Annotated in this window: 20 protein-coding genes; 11 read left to right on the top strand and 9 right to left on the bottom strand. The window is 63.6% G+C overall.

All coding sequences use genetic code 11. From position 1 onward, the window contains the following. Positions 1-43 precede the first annotated feature (43 nt). From AMS69_RS12845 to AMS69_RS12830, 4 genes are all read right to left on the bottom strand, one after another. Positions 44-958: a metal-dependent hydrolase gene (locus AMS69_RS12845; protein ID WP_053968476.1), complete on the bottom strand. Its 915-nt coding sequence runs from the start codon at positions 956-958 to the stop codon at positions 44-46. Between the two features lie 68 nt (positions 959-1,026). Further along, positions 1,027-1,560: a mechanosensitive ion channel domain-containing protein gene (locus tag AMS69_RS12840; protein WP_053968475.1), complete on the bottom strand. Its 534-nt coding sequence runs from the start codon at positions 1,558-1,560 to the stop codon at positions 1,027-1,029. Between the two features lie 24 nt (positions 1,561-1,584). Then, a complete protein-coding gene (locus AMS69_RS12835) occupies positions 1,585-1,917 on the bottom strand; it encodes a DUF7116 family protein (RefSeq protein ID WP_053968474.1) in 333 nt (110 codons plus the stop codon). A gap of 189 nt (positions 1,918-2,106) precedes the next feature. Continuing rightward, positions 2,107-2,346 carry a DUF5816 domain-containing protein gene (locus AMS69_RS12830; protein WP_053968473.1) on the bottom strand — a complete coding sequence of 80 codons (240 nt, stop codon included), beginning with the start codon at positions 2,344-2,346 and terminating at the stop codon, positions 2,107-2,109. Between the two features lie 72 nt (positions 2,347-2,418). Between AMS69_RS12830 and AMS69_RS12825 the strand changes: the two genes are divergently transcribed. Then, complete coding sequence (locus AMS69_RS12825; protein WP_053968472.1) at positions 2,419-3,777, top strand: bifunctional metallophosphatase/5'-nucleotidase; 1,359 nt, start codon at positions 2,419-2,421, stop codon at positions 3,775-3,777. Positions 3,778-3,809: 32 nt separating this feature from the next. Continuing rightward, positions 3,810-4,256, top strand: a complete 447-nt coding sequence (locus tag AMS69_RS12820; protein ID WP_053968471.1) for a universal stress protein — start codon at positions 3,810-3,812, stop codon at positions 4,254-4,256. On the opposite strand, the gene AMS69_RS12815 is transcribed toward AMS69_RS12820, so the two are convergent. Beyond that, the gene (locus AMS69_RS12815) at positions 4,226-5,287 is read right to left on the bottom strand and encodes a mechanosensitive ion channel family protein (protein ID WP_053968470.1); all 1,062 of its coding nucleotides are present in this window, start codon (positions 5,285-5,287) and stop codon (positions 4,226-4,228) included. The genes AMS69_RS12820 and AMS69_RS12815 overlap by 31 nt on opposite strands. Positions 5,288-5,364: 77 nt before the next feature. Between AMS69_RS12815 and AMS69_RS12810 the strand changes: the two genes are divergently transcribed. Next, positions 5,365-6,099, top strand: a complete 735-nt coding sequence (locus AMS69_RS12810) for a proteasome assembly chaperone family protein (protein WP_053968469.1) — start codon at positions 5,365-5,367, stop codon at positions 6,097-6,099. A gap of 125 nt (positions 6,100-6,224) precedes the next feature. Further along, positions 6,225-6,419 (top strand): hypothetical protein, encoded by a 195-nt coding sequence (locus AMS69_RS12805; RefSeq protein ID WP_053968468.1) that lies wholly within the window; start codon positions 6,225-6,227, stop codon positions 6,417-6,419. Positions 6,420-6,427: 8 nt separating this feature from the next. Here AMS69_RS12805 and AMS69_RS12800 read toward each other — a convergent pair whose 3' ends face one another. Continuing rightward, positions 6,428-6,649 (bottom strand): hypothetical protein, encoded by a 222-nt coding sequence (locus AMS69_RS12800; protein ID WP_053968467.1) that lies wholly within the window; start codon positions 6,647-6,649, stop codon positions 6,428-6,430. Between the two features lie 99 nt (positions 6,650-6,748). Continuing rightward, positions 6,749-7,600, bottom strand: coding sequence for a translation initiation factor eIF-2B (locus AMS69_RS12795; protein WP_053968466.1), 852 nt, complete (start codon positions 7,598-7,600; stop codon positions 6,749-6,751). 90 nt (positions 7,601-7,690) lie between these two features. Here AMS69_RS12795 and AMS69_RS12790 point away from each other — a divergent pair, with 90 nt between their 5' ends. Next, positions 7,691-8,119 carry a type IV pilin gene (locus AMS69_RS12790; protein WP_053968465.1) on the top strand — a complete coding sequence of 143 codons (429 nt, stop codon included), beginning with the start codon at positions 7,691-7,693 and terminating at the stop codon, positions 8,117-8,119. 22 nt (positions 8,120-8,141) lie between these two features. Here AMS69_RS12790 and AMS69_RS12785 read toward each other — a convergent pair whose 3' ends face one another. Further along, complete coding sequence (locus AMS69_RS12785; RefSeq protein WP_053968464.1) at positions 8,142-9,236, bottom strand: DoxX family protein; 1,095 nt, start codon at positions 9,234-9,236, stop codon at positions 8,142-8,144. A gap of 120 nt (positions 9,237-9,356) precedes the next feature. Between AMS69_RS12785 and AMS69_RS12780 the strand changes: the two genes are divergently transcribed. The 4 genes from AMS69_RS12780 to AMS69_RS12765 all read left to right on the top strand — a co-directional run bounded on the left by AMS69_RS12780 (position 9,357) and on the right by AMS69_RS12765 (position 12,544). Continuing rightward, positions 9,357-9,836, top strand: a complete 480-nt coding sequence (locus AMS69_RS12780) for a GNAT family N-acetyltransferase (protein WP_053968463.1) — start codon at positions 9,357-9,359, stop codon at positions 9,834-9,836. 39 nt (positions 9,837-9,875) lie between these two features. After that, on the top strand, positions 9,876-11,054 hold the full coding sequence (priS, locus tag AMS69_RS12775; RefSeq protein WP_053968462.1) for a DNA primase small subunit PriS: 1,179 nt from the start codon (positions 9,876-9,878) through the stop codon (positions 11,052-11,054). Continuing rightward, positions 11,051-12,010: a hypothetical protein gene (locus tag AMS69_RS12770; protein WP_053968461.1), complete on the top strand. Its 960-nt coding sequence runs from the start codon at positions 11,051-11,053 to the stop codon at positions 12,008-12,010. Before priS ends, AMS69_RS12770 begins: the two co-directional genes overlap by 4 nt. Positions 12,011-12,112: 102 nt before the next feature. Beyond that, positions 12,113-12,544, top strand: a complete 432-nt coding sequence (locus AMS69_RS12765; protein ID WP_053968460.1) for a hypothetical protein — start codon at positions 12,113-12,115, stop codon at positions 12,542-12,544. Between the two features lie 37 nt (positions 12,545-12,581). On the opposite strand, the gene AMS69_RS12760 is transcribed toward AMS69_RS12765, so the two are convergent. Further along, positions 12,582-13,667, bottom strand: coding sequence for a S1C family serine protease (locus AMS69_RS12760; RefSeq protein ID WP_053968459.1), 1,086 nt, complete (start codon positions 13,665-13,667; stop codon positions 12,582-12,584). Between the two features lie 146 nt (positions 13,668-13,813). Here AMS69_RS12760 and AMS69_RS12755 point away from each other — a divergent pair, with 146 nt between their 5' ends. Further along, positions 13,814-14,077, top strand: coding sequence for a hypothetical protein (locus tag AMS69_RS12755; protein WP_053968458.1), 264 nt, complete (start codon positions 13,814-13,816; stop codon positions 14,075-14,077). 138 nt (positions 14,078-14,215) lie between these two features. Continuing rightward, on the top strand, positions 14,216-16,807 hold the full coding sequence (locus AMS69_RS12750; RefSeq protein ID WP_053968457.1) for a heavy metal translocating P-type ATPase: 2,592 nt from the start codon (positions 14,216-14,218) through the stop codon (positions 16,805-16,807). The last annotated feature ends 64 nt before the right edge of the window (positions 16,808-16,871 follow it).

Below are 16,871 nucleotides of genomic sequence, written 5' to 3'. Positions count from 1 at the left end.
ACCGGAAAAACCCTATCGACCGATATCGGCGGCGGGGCCTGTTTCAGACAGCCCCATACGCCATGGCATACGCGAGCGCAGCGATGGTCACTGCCGCCAGCCCCGTCACCACTGTCTCCAGCCAGTCGACACCGTCACTGAAGGGCCGAGTCGGTGCGCCGACGACGCCCAGCGCGAGGACGCTGAACACGAACTGTGCCGACTTTTCCAGCGTCGGTGCGGGCAGGAACAGGACGGCTGCGCCGTAGCCGATCCCCAGCGCTGCCCGGGGACGGACGAGTTCTGTCAGCGTGTATCCGCGGAGGTGGACGTACGTCCACACGGCGAGCCAGACCGTCGCGAGTTCGATAGCGAACGCCGCCAGGAGATGCGTCGTCGGGTCGGGGTGGAGTATCACCCGCTCGGCGACGAGCGTCACGTCGAAGGGGTACAGGAACGGCGGCGGGCCGCCGGTGAAGAGATCACCGAACGGGTGGGTAAGCAGTCCCAGTAGCGCCAGTCCGGTCACCGTCCGGGGACTGATATCGCGGGACTGTGCGACTGTGGCGACCCCAAGCACGGCGACGACGAACACGAGCATTACGAGCCCTGCGACTGGGCCGCTGAGTGTGCCCGTGAGCGCAGTCAGTGCGACGCCGATGGACAGTGCGATGGCTCGGCCAGTCCGTGAGTTACTTGCCCAGAGGCCGGCCGCGGCGGCGAGTGCTGCACCCAGTACAAGCGAGTGCGTCGGGCCGCGGTGGACGACGTTCGCGGTCTCCCAGAAGCCGTCCGCCGTCAGGTTCTCGGCAGCCCCGACGAGTAGCCCAAAGGGGGCGTAGACGATGTCGACGTCGGGAGCCGCGGCGAACAGGCCGGCCACGACGCCCAACTGGACCGCCCGCTCGCGGGAGAGTCCAAGCCACCACGCGGCAAGGGCTCCGAGGGCGAACGCAAACAGCGCGTGCCCGACGAACATACACCGAATATGATGGCGAGAGGCTTAAACACCTCGTGTGAACCGGTAGCGCGGCTCTTCCCCCGCGCTCAGGACTCGGAGCGGACTTTCGTCCAGCGTTCTTCGATGGCAGCGTTGGCTCTGACGACGGTGTCACCGTCGACACGGAACCGCGTCTTTCGGAGTTCGATGGCAGCCACCTCCCCGGTGGTGTCGCCGGCTTTGACCGTGTCGCCGGGGTTGAAGTCGGGGTCTCGGAGGAGGTAGACGCCGGCAACGGCATCCTTGATCATCTCCGAGAGCGCGTACGAGACCCCAAGTGCGAGGAATCCGGTCGCCGTTCCGAGAGATGCGGCGATGGCCGTCAGGCCGACGATAGAGAGGAACGCTAGCGCCACGCCGAACCACAGAAACACGAGTACGATCACCGACAGAAACTGTCGGTACACGGGCGATTCGCCGGGTAACGACCGCTTCAGAACGGCCTGGACGACGAACATGATTGCCTTGATGCCTACTGCAGCGATGGCGAGAAAGACGAATGCGGTTATAAGCCGCGGGAGTGCGTCGACGATGTTCGTGACTAGCTGTTCGAGCGCTCGATTGATGACACCGACTTGCACGCCGGATGGTGAACGGAGAGACTCCTAAGTGTTGGCGTCAGACGACGTGGCTATGTCATCGGGGTGACGGACCACTTCGTAGTCGCCGTCCTCGGTGATCTCAATGACGGCCCAGTCATATGACACGTCCAGCCGATTGAGACGGCGGCTGAGGTGTGTTGCCTCGCCAGTACGTGTGACGAAACAGCGCAGATCACCGCTCTCTGGTATTGGGTCCTGCGAGCCGAGTACTGAGACTGTGACGACGCGCCAGTCGTGTTCCGCTCGCAGTTCGGTGCCAGTGCGCGACACGGTGTATCCGAGGTCGTCGAATATCGACCGGGCCTGCTCGTCGAGTGATGTGGTAACGGCCCCCATCTGAGAGGCAGTACCATTGGCTATCGCATAAACGTTCCCACTAGCCACATAGCTGACAGTTCACCGGGACAGACGGCGGCTGAACTGAGCGCGTGGTTCGGGACTGTCGGAGGAACGGTCCTCTGAGCGACCATCCGACTCACCGAAGTGGGTATGAGACAAAACGATTCGGTCGCCCGGGTTCCGCCGTCACTCGTGGGCGGCGTCCCACTCCTCGGCCTTGCGGAGGTTCGAGCAGTCGTTACAGCGGATGCGCCCCATCGAGTCCATCGCGTTGTTGAACGTCTCGCAGTTGCTACAGAAGTAGCCCCAGCGACGGTCGCGGTCGGCGTCGCGGTAAACGACGTAAAACGCGCCTTTCGTGCCGATGTCGCCGTCGCTGCGGTCGACGTACAGTGTCTCCCCGTCGGGGCCGTCGAGTGCGTCCATAGGTAGTCATGACAGGCCAGCGGCTAAATCACTGCGGAAACCATTAGTGACTGCTTCCCCTGCACTGTGGGTGTGAGTCCCCGGCTGATTCAATACTCTGACGTCGAAAAAGCGTACGACACACCCGATCGAATCGGTCGATTCGCAGGGACAGTGGCCGCGGCTGATGGCGCTGATGCGCTGGTGGTCGGCACCGGGGACAACACCGGTCCGGGGGTGCTGTCGCTGGTCACCGACGGCGAGCAGTCGCTCGACCTCTTTACCGCACTGACGCCAGCGTTCGAGACGCTGGGTAACCACGACTTCGACCACGGGCTCGACGCGACGCGGGAGATTATCGCACGGTCGCCACAGACGTGGCTGACTGCGAACGTCGAACAGGACGGCGAGCGGTTCGCCCGACGGCTGACCCGGCCGCAGGCGATTCGGACCGTCGACGGGATGCAGGTCGGCTTCGTCGGCGTCACCAATCCGGACACGGCTTCGGCTAATCCACAGGCGACGACGCTGACGTTCACCGACCCTGTCGAGGCCGTCAGTGAGGCGGCCACAGCGCTTCGGGATTCCGGGGCGGAGGTTGTTGTAGTGCTCTCACATCTGGGGCGGACTGATGAGAAACTGGCCCGCACCTGCGACGTTGATGTAATTCTCGGCGGGCACGTCCACGAGCGCCGTATCGACCGCGTCGCCGGGACGCTGCTCACCAGACCCGGAGCCAACGGCCGGGCCGTTGTCGAGGTCGACCTCACCGGGCCGGACCCGACCGCGCAGTTCCGCGAGACCGCAGACGGCCCTGTCGACGACCGGCTCGCGGCAGCCATCGAGGACAGGCTCTCCGCGGCGGGACTGGACGAAGTTGTTGGGCATGTCGACGAGCCTATCGACCGGCGGCAGGCGACCACCTACGGCGGCGAGTGTCGGCTCGGCAACCTCGTCGCGGACGCGTACCGATGGGCGACGGACGCAGATGTGGCCCTCCAGAACAGCGGCGGTCTCCGGAACGACACGGTTCCGCTCGATGGAGCGTTGACGGTCGCCGACCTGATTTCTGTCGTTCCGTTCGAGGAGCCGCTGACCGTCGCTGAACTGACGGGCGCGGAGCTCCGGACGCTGTGTCGACAGGGAAGCGGGCAACAGGTCGCGTTCGGCGACCGGGACTGGTGGCACGCTCATTTCAGCGGCGTCGAACTGGTCTGGAACGATGAGACACAAACCGTCGAGCAACTGCGTGTCGACGGGCGGCCGGTGCGTGATACCGAGACCTACACGCTCGCGACGAGCAATTATCTCTACTACACCGAACTGGAGTTTCCGGTCCTCACCGAGTCCCACCGGCTCAGCGTCGCCGACGTCCAGTACGAAGCGCTGGCCGACTACGTCCGCGAGACGGATGTCGCCCCGGCGGTCGACGGACGACTCACTCGCCGCTAGCGATTTAAACCTCGGCACGGTACGTTCTGCCGATGCCACAGGTCGTCGTTCCGGTCAGATACCCGCTCTCGGAGAACTCCCGAGCCACGCTCGCGGAGGCCATTCAGATCGCCGACGAGGAAGACGCGGACCTCACCGTCCTGCATGTAAACCTATACCAGAACAGCCACCGCGTCGACCGGACAGAGCTCAAACGTGCCGTCGAGCAGTCCTTTGGCCACGTCCCGCGGACGCGGTACGTCGTCCGGTCGGGGATGCTCGTCGAAGAGACCATTCTCGACGAGGTCGCCGCACAGGACGCTGACATCGTCGTCATCGGGAGCAAACAGGCGAGTCGCTGGCGGCAGATGATCCGGCGGCTGGTCGACGACCCCGATGTCGAACAGTACCTCCGCGAGGAACTCGACTGCGAAATCGTCACTGTCGAGCCGGATGCCCAGTCTAGCCGTCACTCGTCGGCGAGGTCATCAGGGTCCTGATAGGGTGGGACGGGCGAGTCACCGGTGACCGTGCGGGTCTGGTCAATGCCGTCTATGCCATCAAGCCCGTTATTGAGTGAGACGTTCATCTCACCGCTGGTGTCGTCGAAGTACAGGTGCGAGTGGGGATAGGCGATCTCGACGTCTGCATCTTCGAGCCGCTGCCAGACGTTCGTCTGGACTTTCGAACGGACAGCGAGCAGTTTGTACGGTTCGGTCACCCAGTACCGGAGTGTCAGCAACACGCCGTGGTCGGCGAAATTGTTGATATACACAGTCGGCGAGGCGGGATATCGGGCCGCGCCGACGCGAATGTCCGGCCCACCGGAGATGACGTTGTCTACTTCCCGGGCCGCCGCTTCGATGAGAGTCCGCGCGACAGCGATGTCACTCTCGTAGGTGACCAGCACATCGAGGGACAGCCGCGTCCGTGAGTCCTCCGCGGAGTAATTGACGACATCCCGCTGGCGAATCTCCCCGTTGGGGATGACGAGAAACGTGTTGTCGAGCGTGAACATCTTCGTGTGTCTGAGCGTGATGTCCTCGACGAACCCTCGCTGGCCAGTGTCGGCGAGTTCGATCATATCACCGATCTCGTATGGCTGGTCGGCCAGCAAGAAGACGCCGGAGATGTAGCTGCCGAGGATCGGGGCCAGCACGACACCAACCACGGCCGAAAAGATAGCCACGGACAGCCCGATGTCCGTCAGCCGCAAGCCGTAGATGTTTAGAATAGTCAGCAATGCGAAAATATACACGCTGACACGGATGCCGCGCAGCACCGTCCGAGTGAGACTCGGCCGCCGGAACTGCTGAGCGACGCGTCGACCGAGAAGGCGGACGAGGACCCTGGAAACGACGATCGCCAGCCCGATGACGACCAAGGATTCCCCGATATTCACCACCCACATCGGAATCTCGAACGGCAACAGCCCGCCGATGTCGGTTGCCACTTCCGTTGTGACCTCGGTTGCGGTTTCGGTCGGTGTCGGAGTGGGTGTCTGCAAGGGCCAGACAGGGCCAAAACGCATGCCATGGAATCGACACTGGCCCGAGAAAAGGGTTCCCCTCCCGAACTACTTAGCCCTCTCACTCCGACCGAACGACTGTGTCTTCCGATAACATTTCAGTGGTCGTCTCTGACGACCGGCCACCGGTCGATACGCTAGTAGTCGGTGTCTCTGAGTACGGTCTGGCTGGCCTCACAGCCGTCGACTATCTCGCCGACCGGGACTCGATGCACGAGGTCGGCCACCTGCGGACGAAGGAACCACCGTTCATTACGCCCTTCGAGAACGGGACCCCGAGACATCACACGCGGCTGTACGTCGACGAAGCAGCGTCGTTTGCCGTCGTAGTGGGTGAGCGGTTTGTACCGCCGGCCCAGGCTGGCTCACTCGCCACAGCAATCACGACCGCTGGGAGAAAACTAGATGCTTCGAACATGACGATGCTTACCGGCGCCCCCGTCGCGCACGGCCCGGACGACCACGTCCCGTTCTACATCGCAACGCCAGCGTACCAGGACTCGTATCTCGACGATACCGACATCAGACCGATGGGGAACGGATTCCTCGACGGATTGAGTGCGGAGCTAGTCGCTCGAGGCATCGATGAGTCGTTTCCGACCGGCGTGTTCACGACGCCGACCCACCCGCAAACGCCCGACGTAGCGGCCGCAATCAGACTGCTTACCGCGCTGAAAGAAGTCCACGCAATCCAGATTGACACCGGGCCGCTGGAAGCCTTTGCCGCAAACATCGAAGCCCACTATCAGGCACTCGCAGAGCGGATGGAGGCCGGCGATTCCGACTACCTTCCAGATGACCGAATGTACATGTAAAGAACAAAATCTGGAACGAACATCCACAATCTCGGGGTATTAAACTATACTAATTCCACATTGTGTGTGAACAATCAAACATTCTGCCGACACATTTTTCAGCCTACAGCGCGTTCCTTTCCTTGATGACCTCCACCGAAATCTACACGACCAGTGCGGTCGATTCAGACCCACCACCACAGACGCGGTCCAAGACATCGCTGTTTTGTCCCCACTGCGGTCACGAGAGTGCAGTGACTGGCGACTGGACAGCCGAATCGACCGAGAACAGTTTACAGCTCCGGTGTCCGGACTGTGACGTCGTCGTCCAGCAGCGGTAGACTGCGTATTACCTCTCTTCCTCTGTCGACGAGGACGTTCCAGCGTTCTCAGCAGTCGGATTCACCTTGATGAACTCAGCAGCGAGATACATCACTGAGACGGTGGCCAGTATGAGCAAGTAGCTCGCTTCCGACGGACTCTGCAGACTCACCCCAACAGCGGCAAGGGTTGCAACGAGTACGGCGGTACACCGACGGATCGTCTGACGGAGGAGGGCAGTATCGTCCATGTATGGCTTCTTCACTGCCAGCAACAAGAATCTTCGACCCCGATTTTCGTTATTAGGACCTGCCCTACTGGCTTCCGAACGAACGTACAGCGGTCCGCCTCAGTACTCGTGGATCCCGTCGTCAGTGACGACCGTATCCAGCAGGTGTGTCGGCGTCGCGTCGTAGGCCGGGTTTGCGACCTCGAATCCGTCTGCAGGCTCCCGGAGTACTTCCGACGGCGACCGAATCTCGTTCTCGAAGGCGAAGGCCCCGTCGACGTATTTTGCGGCGGCCCCGACCACCGTTACCGGAACGTCGTTGTCCGCCGCAGCCGTCACAATCGGATACGTGCCGATGCGGTTGTACAGCGTGTCGTCGACGATGCAGTCCATGCCGACGAGCACGCGGTCGACCTCCGACATGAAGTGGCCGGCGGCGCTATCGACGATGAGCGTCACGTCGACCCCGTCCCGGTCGGAGAGATGGCGCGTCATCTTTCGGCCGAGGAAACGCGGTCGCGACTCCGTAACGTACACCTCGAAGCTGTGGCCGGCTTCGATAGCGTCGTCGATGGCCGCAAGGACCGTCGAGGAGAAGTCATGCGTCAACAGCACGTCGTCATCGGCGATCTCCGACACGGCGCGTGCCGCGGCGCGGTCTTTCGACGACTCTACAGAGTCGATAACGTCGTCGATAGCCTCGTTCGTCAGTTCTTTGGCGGCCGCCACGTCGTCGGGCTCCGCATCTGAGACGGTGTTCACGATCCGGTGCTGGGTCGTATGGAGGGAGGCGTGCGAGGGGTTCGCTCGTCGGAGGGCGCTGCTGTTCCGGTCGAGCGAGCGGAGGTAATCCTCGACCGTCGGGTACTCCCTGTCAGTCAGGTCCCGGAGCGCCTGGGCGGCTTTGACTGCGACCACGGAGGAACTGTGGGTCTGCATCTCCGAGATCTCCTCGACAGTCTCGTCTATCATACCGGTGGCTGCGAGTTGAACCGATATGTGTCTTCCCCTCGCCGTCGAACAGCATTTAACGCCGTCTCACATTAGGGGAGATAGACGGCTATGGGACGGTTCAGGACTGAGACAGTCGGAATGACTGAGGGCATCGGCGTCGCCGTACTCGTCGGGCTGACGCTACTCGTGACGGCCATTGTCGGGCTGAACGTCCTCGTCATCGAGGACGATAGCGGCGGCCCGCAGGCGAACTTCAGTTATGACTACGTCGAGGACAACGAACTGCTCATCGTCACACACGAACGCGGCGACGACTTCGAAGCCGGGAACATCGAATTCGAAGGGCCAAGCAAGTCGGTCACCTGGGCGCAAGTGGCGAACCGCGAGCCCGACGCGATGGTCGGCTCGGGCGACATCGCGCAGTTGAGCAGCGGCAACGCCTACGGGCGGCGCGTAGGCGCTCGTGACACGATTACGATATACCACAACGCGAGCGGGAACCGGACCCAGCTGGACCAGTGGGACGGCGCGAACTGACTGTGTGACTGCTGTGGCCTGCTCAGTCAGCCGACACGACGGTCTCACGGTCGCTCTGTGCCGGCCGACCGAACCAGTCATCGAACGAGAGCGGTCCGGCACCCATCGTGAACACCGCCGAGGCCATCCCGAACAGCGTGATGTGCGCGAGTACCGGGTCGTCCGGGAGCCCGAACAGCGTCGTGGTAAACAGGACAAAGGACACGGCCGCGGCCCCGCGAGTCATGAAGCCGAATATCAACACCAGTCCGACCAGCATCTCGGTCAGACCGGCCCCGAGTACCCACATCCCGGGGTCGACGGGGACGACGGCGGTGAGGTCGTATTTCTCGACGACCAGGAGCGCCTGCCCGGGTTCAGCGAGTTTCTGGAACAGACCGAGATAGATGAACGTCACACCCATGCCGACACGGACGATGACTGGCACGTATGCGCGGTACGATGTCGTTACCGAGTCCAGAAAGCCCTTCAGATGGTGAACCGGATCGATACGGCCGTAGTAGGTCCCGTCAGTGCTGGCGACCTGCTGGAGCATGTGGTCAGCGCTCGGGCGACCACCGCCAAGAATCAATAGCGCCAGAAACGCCGGCACGTACTCCATAGCGAGAATAACGCCGAAGTCGACGCTCAGCGCCCAGCCGTAGGTCACCAGCCCGACCGCCGTGACGATACGGGTCGCGAGTCCGAACAAGAGCGTGAAACCAAGTCCGATAAACAGGATGCGGACAGCCGGGCTCGTGGCGGGGTCAAACGTCACTGTCGGGGCGAACAGATACCCCTGAAAGCCGGCACCGACGAGTGGCAGTCCAACGCTGAGTCGGAGCATCCACGGGACGAGGTCCGCGTAGCCGACGAGTACGTCCCGGAGGATGACGATGTCCGCAATCGTCGGCCGGACCCAGAGATACGCCGCGAGGCCGACAGTCACGGCCGCTCCAGAGACGCCAAAAACCGCCGCGTTCACCGGATTAGACAGCACAGATATCGCAAACGCTACTGCGTCAAGGGCCTCGCCCGGCCCGTCCGTCACGTAGTCGACGTGTGCCGCCGCGGGCCGCGATAAGAGAGTGAGCGCGAGTACGGCCGTGCCGACAAAACTCGGTACACGTGTGTCCATACCTGAGAATTCGTGTGCTATCCACCTAACCCTGTTCGTCCGGTCCGCGGCGCTGGGCGGTGGGATACCCCTCTCTGTAGGCGGTGGAATTATATCCACGCCTCTACTACTTATACGGCAGTGAGCGTCAATATCGAGACACAGATCGTCGAACGCGGGGACGACGAACACGTCGACGCGGCGTGGCGGCTCAAGGAAGACATCCGCGAGGCTGACGGCGTCCTCCGGCAGCGACGGGGGTTCTTTCGCGACGCCTACCGACGGTCGACCACCTATCTCTACATCGACCGCTCCAGAGACCGCCTCATCGGCTTTGCCGCGGTTCGGCGCGACGGCTACATTCTCTTTCTCGCAGTCGACGACGAGTACAGGGGTCACGGCTTCGGCAAGCGACTCGTCGCTCGCGTCGCCGAGGACTACGGCAGCGTGACCTGCCACGCCCGGGCGACGAATCGGGAGGCACTCGGCTTCTACAAACACATCGGCTTCGAGATCACACGGCGGATCGACAACTACTACGAGGACGGCGGCGACGCCTACTACCTCAAACTCGGCGAGGACTCGATTACCGACAAACTGTCGAAGTTCCTGCCCGGCTAAGCGAACGCTTTTCAAGGGACCTCCCCAAGCAGGTAGCCGATGGAAGAGCGGACCCGCGCGTACCTCCGTGGCCGGTTCGGCGACCACTACCGACAGGCAGCCGTAACGCCGCCGCCGGCCGCGAACGAACGTGAATGGGGGTTTATTCCGTGGACTGAGGGCCCCGGCGAGACGATGGTCCGTCATCGTTCGCTGCTGGACCTCGGCGAAATCGAGGACTTCCTCGGCCGCCGGAAGCCCCGCCACGTCTACTTCTCCGCGGGCCGCTACGACGAACCGAGCGCCTCCACGATGTCGGACAAGGGCTGGCGCTCCTCGGACCTCGTGTTCGACCTCGACGCCGACCACCTGCCCTCCGTAGTGCTTGGCGAGGACAGTTACGCCGAGATGCTCGAAAAGTGCAAGGACGCGCTGCTCAGGCTGCTCGACTTTCTGGAAGACGATTTTGGCTTCGATGATCTTACTATCGTTTTCTCCGGCGGCCGCGGCTACCACGTCCACGTCCGCGACGAGCGCATCCGTCACCTCGAACGGGACGCGCGCCGGGAAATCGTCGATTACGTCCGCGGTATCGGCCTGGAGTTCGACGAACTCGTCGACGAGGAGTCCGTCGCCGGTACGGCCGGCCGGTCCAGCCCGGCACAGAAGCGAACGCTCTCGACGGAAGGCGGCTGGAGCGCCCGCGCACACCGACATATGCTCGCCGTCGTCGACGAGCTGCTGGCGATGGACGAGGCGGACGCGCTAGACCGACTGCAGGAGTACGACGGCATCGGCGAGGGGAAGGCGACGGCGGCGCTGAACGCCGCCCGGTCGAACTACGAGCAGCTGGAGGCCGGGAACATCGACGTGCATCCGGCGTTCTACCAGCTGGCGAAGATTCTGCTCCACGAGGTCGTCGCGGCGGACAACGCGCCTATCGACGAACCGGTGACGACGGACACGAACCGGCTCATCCGCCTGCCCGGCTCGCTCCACGGCGGGAGCGGGCTGGAGGTCCAGCGAATCGACCGCGACGACCTCGACGCGTTCGACCCGCTGGTCGACCCCGTGCCGGAAACGTTCCGGGGCCACGACATCACCGTCGAGGTGACCGACGGCGGCCTCGTCGAGCTAGATGGCGATAGCTTTACACTGGAGGCGGGTAATCAGACTGTACCAGAGCACGTGGGCGTGTTTCTCATGGCCCGCGGGCGTGCCGAGAAGGGGAAGGAATGAACGTAGACGAACTCCAGTCCGTCCAATCGCGCGAACGCCAGACCGACCAGCTCCAGCAGCTGCGCGAGACGTTCTACGAGGACGCCGGCCAGTTCATTCAACAGCTCCGGTCGGAGCGCGACCGCGCCGCCGAGCGCGCCGAGGACCCGTTCGACTCGCCCGAGGTCAACCGCCTGACCGACGACATTAAGACCGCCGAACAGACTGTCGAGGCCGTCTACGAGCGCCGCGTCGGTAAAATCGTCAAGATGGCGTCGCTGGCCGCGGCGGACATGCCGACAGAGGACGACGGCCTCACGCAGGAGGAACGGGACCTGTTCGAGACAATGGTCGAGGCTATCGAGTCCAACCGGGGCCACGTCCTCGACGTGATCGCCGGCGAGGCCCCGACCGGCGCGGTCGGCGACGAGCCGAAATCGGACGAGCGACAGGCCCCCGATCCGGACCCAGACTCGGACCCACAACGAGCGGCGAAAGACGCGACAGCCGGTGAGTCCGAGCCACCGCCGACGCCGGACTCGGGCGTCGACGCGGCCGACATGATGGGCAGCGGCAGGGACCAGTCGCCGCCAGCGGCGGACTCCGACGCACCGACGCCGCCGCCCGAGCCGGACGCGGACAGCAATCCCACAGTCCGCGGTCAATCCGATCCGGCGGACGTGTCGGGCGGTGGTAACGACGTTCCGGTACCACCAGCCGAACAGAGCGCTGACTCTCCCTCCAGCCCATCGGCGGATCCGACGCAGACTGACGGCGGCCAACAGTCACCACCCAGCTCTGACACGGCTGGGGCCGCCGACGTGGACCGGCGGACGGTCCGGATAACGGACGACGTGGGCGAGATATTCGGCGTCGACCAGCGGGAGTACGACCTCTCGACGGACGACGTGGTGACACTGCCGGCTGATAACGCCGATCCGCTGGTCGAACAGAACGCCGCCGAGCCGTTAGAGTAAGCCGACGCGACGGGGTCGACCGTGCGCTGTGTAAAAAGCCGTTAGAGACCTTGCTCGGCAGCAGCGGCTGTCTATTTATATATGGTCGTTCAGTTGATACGTATGAACACGCACGTCCGTATTGTCGTTGCCATGCTCCTCGGCCTGGTGGCGTTCGCTGTCACGACCGTCGCGGTAACCGCCGGCTTCGAACCACAGATCGAGTTCTCACTGCTTATCGGCCTTCCCGTGGGTGTGTCAGCCGGCCTGACCGCGCTGTTTGCCGGTTACGTCCTGCTGTGGCACCGCGACCGAGCGGCGGCGGGTGAGAGTCCCGAGCGTGCGGTTCGCTTTCGACTGGCCGCGCTGGCAACCATCGCGGACTTCGTCACGGTCACCGCAGCCGGCGTTGCGCTCTACGTGTTCGTCGGCGGGAGTCTCGGTATCAGCCTGCTTATCGTGGGGCTCCCGGTAACGCTGCCGCTCGCCGCCGCCGTCGGCTACCTCGCGGCCGGTGACAGCCGTAGCGAACAGGGTGGGTTCCAGACCCAGTAATGCACGGTCGGGCTTCAGATTCGGTCAGCGACGTTCGTTACGGCTCCGGGCGCGAACCGAGCGTGAGTTCGACTGTTTCCTGTGCCCCGTCGCGCTCGACCAGAACGTCGACCGTCTCGCCGGGACTGCTCTCCAGTGCGAGGAAGCTTCCGAGCGCTTGCCGCGTCGGCGTCGGGGTGTCGTTCATCTGTCTGACCACGTCACCGCCAGTGGGAATCGCTGTCCCGGAAACCGTCGTACTCCCATCGCTTCCCTGCAGAACGCCCGCCGCCGGGCCACCCTCAAGGATGCTGTCGATGTACACGCCCGATGCAGGGTCTAGGTCGTTGGCCTCGGCGAGTCGGGGTGACACGCCACGGAGTCCAACACCCATGTACGGGTGGTCGTAGTCGCCGGTCTGGATGAGCGACGGCACGACACGCTGGGTCAGCGGGGCCGAGATAGCGAATGCGACGTTGTCGCCGCCGCCCGAATTGATGACGCCAACAACGTCGCCGTTCAGCGTGACCAGTGGTCCGCCGCTGTTACCGGGGTTGACCGGCGCGTCGGTCTGGACCGCATCGGCGATGGAGAAATTGTTGGCGCTCTGGAGCGTGCGGTCGACGCCGCTGACAATGCCCGCCGATACCGAACCGGACAGCCCGAAGGGGTTCCCGATAGCGACGACTTCGGTCCCGACAGTGGGTTCGGTCTCGACAAACGAGAGGGGTGTCACGTCCGGCGTCGCGCCGACACGGAGGACTGCCAGGTCGCTGTACACGTCTGCGCCGACGACGGAGGCAGCACGCCAGCCGGTGTCCGCGAAGCGGACGTAGTACTCGTCCCCGCCCGCGACGACGTGCTCGTTCGTGACGATATGCTCGTCGTCGATGAGGAAGCCGCTGCCCTGCCCGCCGCGGGCGTCTTCGGCGTACACTCTGATCGAGACGACAGCATCGGCCACTTCCCGGTACACGTCGGTGTAGACGCTGTCGGACTGCGCGACCGCGTCGGCTGACTCTGACTGACCCCCGGTGTCACCGCCCGAGTCGCTGCCGGTCCCGGGACTCTGACAGCCAGCCGTGGCCGCAACAGCTGTCCCGAGGGCTCCCAGCATCGCCCGGCGAGTGAGAGACTGTTTCATACTGGAGCGTGGGTCTGGGCTGCGAAAAAGGCACGGTCAGGGCTATTTACGATAACCGGATTACCTGATTGCTGTCGACTGGGCCTTTCAGTTCGACCCGGAGAGCGGGCACAAACTACAATCGTCCCGATAGCATACGGGGGCGCATGGCAGAGGATTCATCGGGAACGAACACCCCGACACCGGGGTTCCTGTTGCCCGGACTGCGATGCGGTGTCGAGATGGCGCTCGTCGGGACGATAGTGTTGCTTATCGGCCTCCCGACTGAAGAACCGATACGGCTTGGAATCGTCTTCTTGTCGGCGCTACTGGCGATGACTGTCGTACTGTTCTGGGCCGTCGGTCGACACATGCGGCGCTGGATCCGGTACGCACAGGGGAAACCGACGCGGACGACACCGTTCGAGTGAGTGGCGGGTGGCAATGCCAGCTACACGGTCGATATCGGCCAGATTAATAACAAATCCGCAGCTATTTATTAACATATCCCACTATATGGGCCAAATTTAGCAGTTGGATTAATAAGACCGGGTAGCCTAGCACCGGTAATGACGGAGTCCGACAGCTGTTCGGATGGTGGTGGGTGTGACGGCGCGGATGACGACGGTCCTCCGACAGTGGTAGACGGAGAACGGACGCGGCAGGTCGCACAGCTGTCCGTCCCGGAGATGGACTGTCCCTCCTGTGCGGGCAAGGTGGAGTCGAGCGTCCGCGAACTCGCTGGTATCAGGACGATCGATCCGCAGATAGCGGCCGGACGACTCGTCGTCGAGTACGACGAAGCCGAGACGGATTTCGCTGCGATCACGGAACGCGTCGAAGCAGCGGGCTACACCGTCGAAGACGACGGCGGAGAGACGCTGCGGCTCAGTGTCCCGGAGATGGACTGTGCCTCCTGTGCCGGGAAGGTCGAGAGCGCGCTCGGCGGGGTCGACGGTATCAGACGCGCCGACACGCGGCCGACCACCGGGACGGTCGTTGTCTCGTATGACCGGACAGCGGTGACGGAGCAGGCCATTGTGGCGGCTATCGAGAGCGCCGGCTACGAGGTCACGGAGACGGCGGGGGAGGACGATACGGGAGCCGGACAGTCGGATGAGAGCGACTCGATCTGGACCAGTTCGCGGGCGCTGAAGACGTGGGTCAGCGGCGTGTTCGTCGCCTTGGGCCTCGCTTTCTTTCTGGAGTTCTTGCTGCCCGGTGCGAACGCCCAGGTCGGAAGCGTTCTCGGGACGACGCTGTACGTCGACGACGTTCTGTTTCTCATCGCGGTAGCGACGGGCGGTCAAGAAATCCTGCGTGGCGGCTACTACTCTCTGAGAAACCGGACCCTCGACATCGACCTGCTGATGTCTATCGCTATTCTGGGCGCGCTTACTGCCAGCTTGGCTTTCGGCGAGGCGCTGTACTTTGAAGCCGCGACGCTGGCGTTCCTGTTCAGCGTCGCGGAACTGCTGGAGCGGTACTCGATGGACCGCGCGCGGAACTCGCTGGAAGAGCTGATGGACCTCTCGCCCGACGAGGCGACGGTTCTGCAGGACGGCGAGGAGACGACGGTCCCCGTCGATAACGTGCAGGTCGGCGACGTGGTCGTCATCAGGCCCGGCGAGAAGATTCCGATGGACGGCAAGGTCGTCGACGGGACCAGCGCCGTCAATCAGGCTCCGATCACCGGCGAGAGCGTCCCGGTCGACAAGACCGAAGGTGACGAGGTGTACGCCGGGACGATCAACGAGGAGGGGTATCTGGAAGTGCAGGTCACGGCGGCGGCCAGCGACAACACCCTCTCGCGCATCGTCAAGATGGTCGAGGACGCCCAGTCGAACAAGACCGAGCGCGAGCAGTTCGTCGAGCGCTTCTCGGCGTACTACACGCCGGTTGTCGTCGCCTTCGCCGTCCTCGTGACGCTGGCGTCCCCAACCGTATTCGGGGTGGCCTGGTCGACCGCCGTCGTACACGGGCTGACGCTGCTGGTGCTGGCCTGTCCCTGCGCGTTCGTCATCTCGACGCCCGTCTCGGTCGTCTCGGGCATCACCAGCGCCGCGAAGAACGGCGTCCTCATCAAAGGCGGGAACCACCTCGAAGCGATGGGTGCGGTCGACGTGGTGGCCCTCGACAAGACGGGGACGCTGACGAAAGGCGAACTGACCGTCATCGACGTGATTCCGCTGAACGGGAACACCGAAGAGCAAGTCCTGCGGTGTGCCCGCGGGCTCGAACAGCGCAGCGAACATCCCATCGGCGAGGCTATCGTCGCGGAGGCGGGAGCTACCGGCGTCGAAAGCGCCGAGGTCGATGACTTCGAGAGTATCACTGGCAAGGGCGTCCGTGCAGACCTCGACGGGACGCCCCACTATGCCGGGAAACCGGGGCTGTTCGAAGACCTCGGCTTCGATCTCTCGCATGTCCACGCGACCACCGATGGCGGTGTTGTCACCAAAACGACCCAGCAACTCTGTGAGCGCAACAACTGTCTGGACTTGCTGGAAGACGCCGTGCCCGAACTTCAGGCCGAAGGCAAGACGGTCGTCATCGTCGGGACAGAAGACGAGATCAAGGGCATCATCGCCGTCGCCGACGAGGTGCGCCCGGAGGCAAGCGCCGCCATCGCCCGGCTCCGCGACCTGGGCGTCGAGCGGACAGTGATGCTCACCGGCGACAACGACCACACTGCGGGCGCGATTGCCCAGGCGGTCGGCGTCGACGGCTACCAGGCCGAACTCCTCCCCGACGAGAAGGTCGCCGCAATCGACGACTTGGTCGCGGAACACGACGGCGTCGCCATGGTCGGGGACGGTATCAACGACGCGCCGGCGCTGGCGAGCGCGACCGTGGGCGTCGCCATGGGGGCAGCCGGCACTGACACGGCGCTCGAAACGGCCGACATAGCCCTGATGAGCGATGACCTCTCGAAGCTCCCGTACCTGTACGAACTGGCGAACGACGCCAACAGCGTCATCCGGCAGAACATCTGGGCCAGCCTGGCGGTCAAAGCCGGTCTCGCGATCGCTGTGCCGTTCGGCCTCGTTCCCATCTGGGCCGCCGTGCTCGCGGGCGATGCCGGGATGACGACAGCCGTGACTGGGAACGCGATGCGGCTCTCACGGGTCCGGTCGGAGAGCGGTGGCGACGAGCCGTAAGTTCGTTCGACTCCGCCGTTTGGTGCCCGCTCACTGTAATATTAAGTAGACGCCGCGAGTAGCG

Origin of the sequence: Haloarcula rubripromontorii (assembly GCF_001280425.1) — an archaeon.
Classification (GTDB): Archaea; Halobacteriota; Halobacteria; order Halobacteriales; family Haloarculaceae; genus Haloarcula; species Haloarcula rubripromontorii.
This window is presented reverse-complemented; position numbering and strand designations above follow the sequence as displayed.

What these genes read in the sequence shown, in the direction of transcription:
- AMS69_RS12785 (WP_053968464.1), bottom strand. Translation starts at nt 9,236, where the DNA reads ATGGACACACGTGTACCGAGTTTTGTCGGCACGGCCGTACTCGCGCTC.
- AMS69_RS12765 (WP_053968460.1), top strand. Translation starts at nt 12,113, where the DNA reads ATGAACACGCACGTCCGTATTGTCGTTGCCATGCTCCTCGGCCTGGTG.
- AMS69_RS12750 (WP_053968457.1), top strand. Translation starts at nt 14,216, where the DNA reads ATGACGGAGTCCGACAGCTGTTCGGATGGTGGTGGGTGTGACGGCGCG.
- AMS69_RS12805 (WP_053968468.1), top strand. Translation starts at nt 6,225, where the DNA reads ATGACCTCCACCGAAATCTACACGACCAGTGCGGTCGATTCAGACCCA.
- AMS69_RS12835 (WP_053968474.1), bottom strand. Translation starts at nt 1,917, where the DNA reads ATGGGGGCCGTTACCACATCACTCGACGAGCAGGCCCGGTCGATATTC.
- AMS69_RS12830 (WP_053968473.1), bottom strand. Translation starts at nt 2,346, where the DNA reads ATGGACGCACTCGACGGCCCCGACGGGGAGACACTGTACGTCGACCGC.
- AMS69_RS12820 (WP_053968471.1), top strand. Translation starts at nt 3,810, where the DNA reads ATGCCACAGGTCGTCGTTCCGGTCAGATACCCGCTCTCGGAGAACTCC.
- AMS69_RS12795 (WP_053968466.1), bottom strand. Translation starts at nt 7,600, where the DNA reads ATGATAGACGAGACTGTCGAGGAGATCTCGGAGATGCAGACCCACAGT.
- AMS69_RS12815 (WP_053968470.1), bottom strand. Translation starts at nt 5,287, where the DNA reads ATGCGTTTTGGCCCTGTCTGGCCCTTGCAGACACCCACTCCGACACCG.
- priS (WP_053968462.1), top strand. Translation starts at nt 9,876, where the DNA reads ATGGAAGAGCGGACCCGCGCGTACCTCCGTGGCCGGTTCGGCGACCAC.
- AMS69_RS12755 (WP_053968458.1), top strand. Translation starts at nt 13,814, where the DNA reads ATGGCAGAGGATTCATCGGGAACGAACACCCCGACACCGGGGTTCCTG.
- AMS69_RS12770 (WP_053968461.1), top strand. Translation starts at nt 11,051, where the DNA reads ATGAACGTAGACGAACTCCAGTCCGTCCAATCGCGCGAACGCCAGACC.
- AMS69_RS12760 (WP_053968459.1), bottom strand. Translation starts at nt 13,667, where the DNA reads ATGAAACAGTCTCTCACTCGCCGGGCGATGCTGGGAGCCCTCGGGACA.
- AMS69_RS12800 (WP_053968467.1), bottom strand. Translation starts at nt 6,649, where the DNA reads ATGGACGATACTGCCCTCCTCCGTCAGACGATCCGTCGGTGTACCGCC.
- AMS69_RS12790 (WP_053968465.1), top strand. Translation starts at nt 7,691, where the DNA reads ATGGGACGGTTCAGGACTGAGACAGTCGGAATGACTGAGGGCATCGGC.
- AMS69_RS12845 (WP_053968476.1), bottom strand. Translation starts at nt 958, where the DNA reads ATGTTCGTCGGGCACGCGCTGTTTGCGTTCGCCCTCGGAGCCCTTGCC.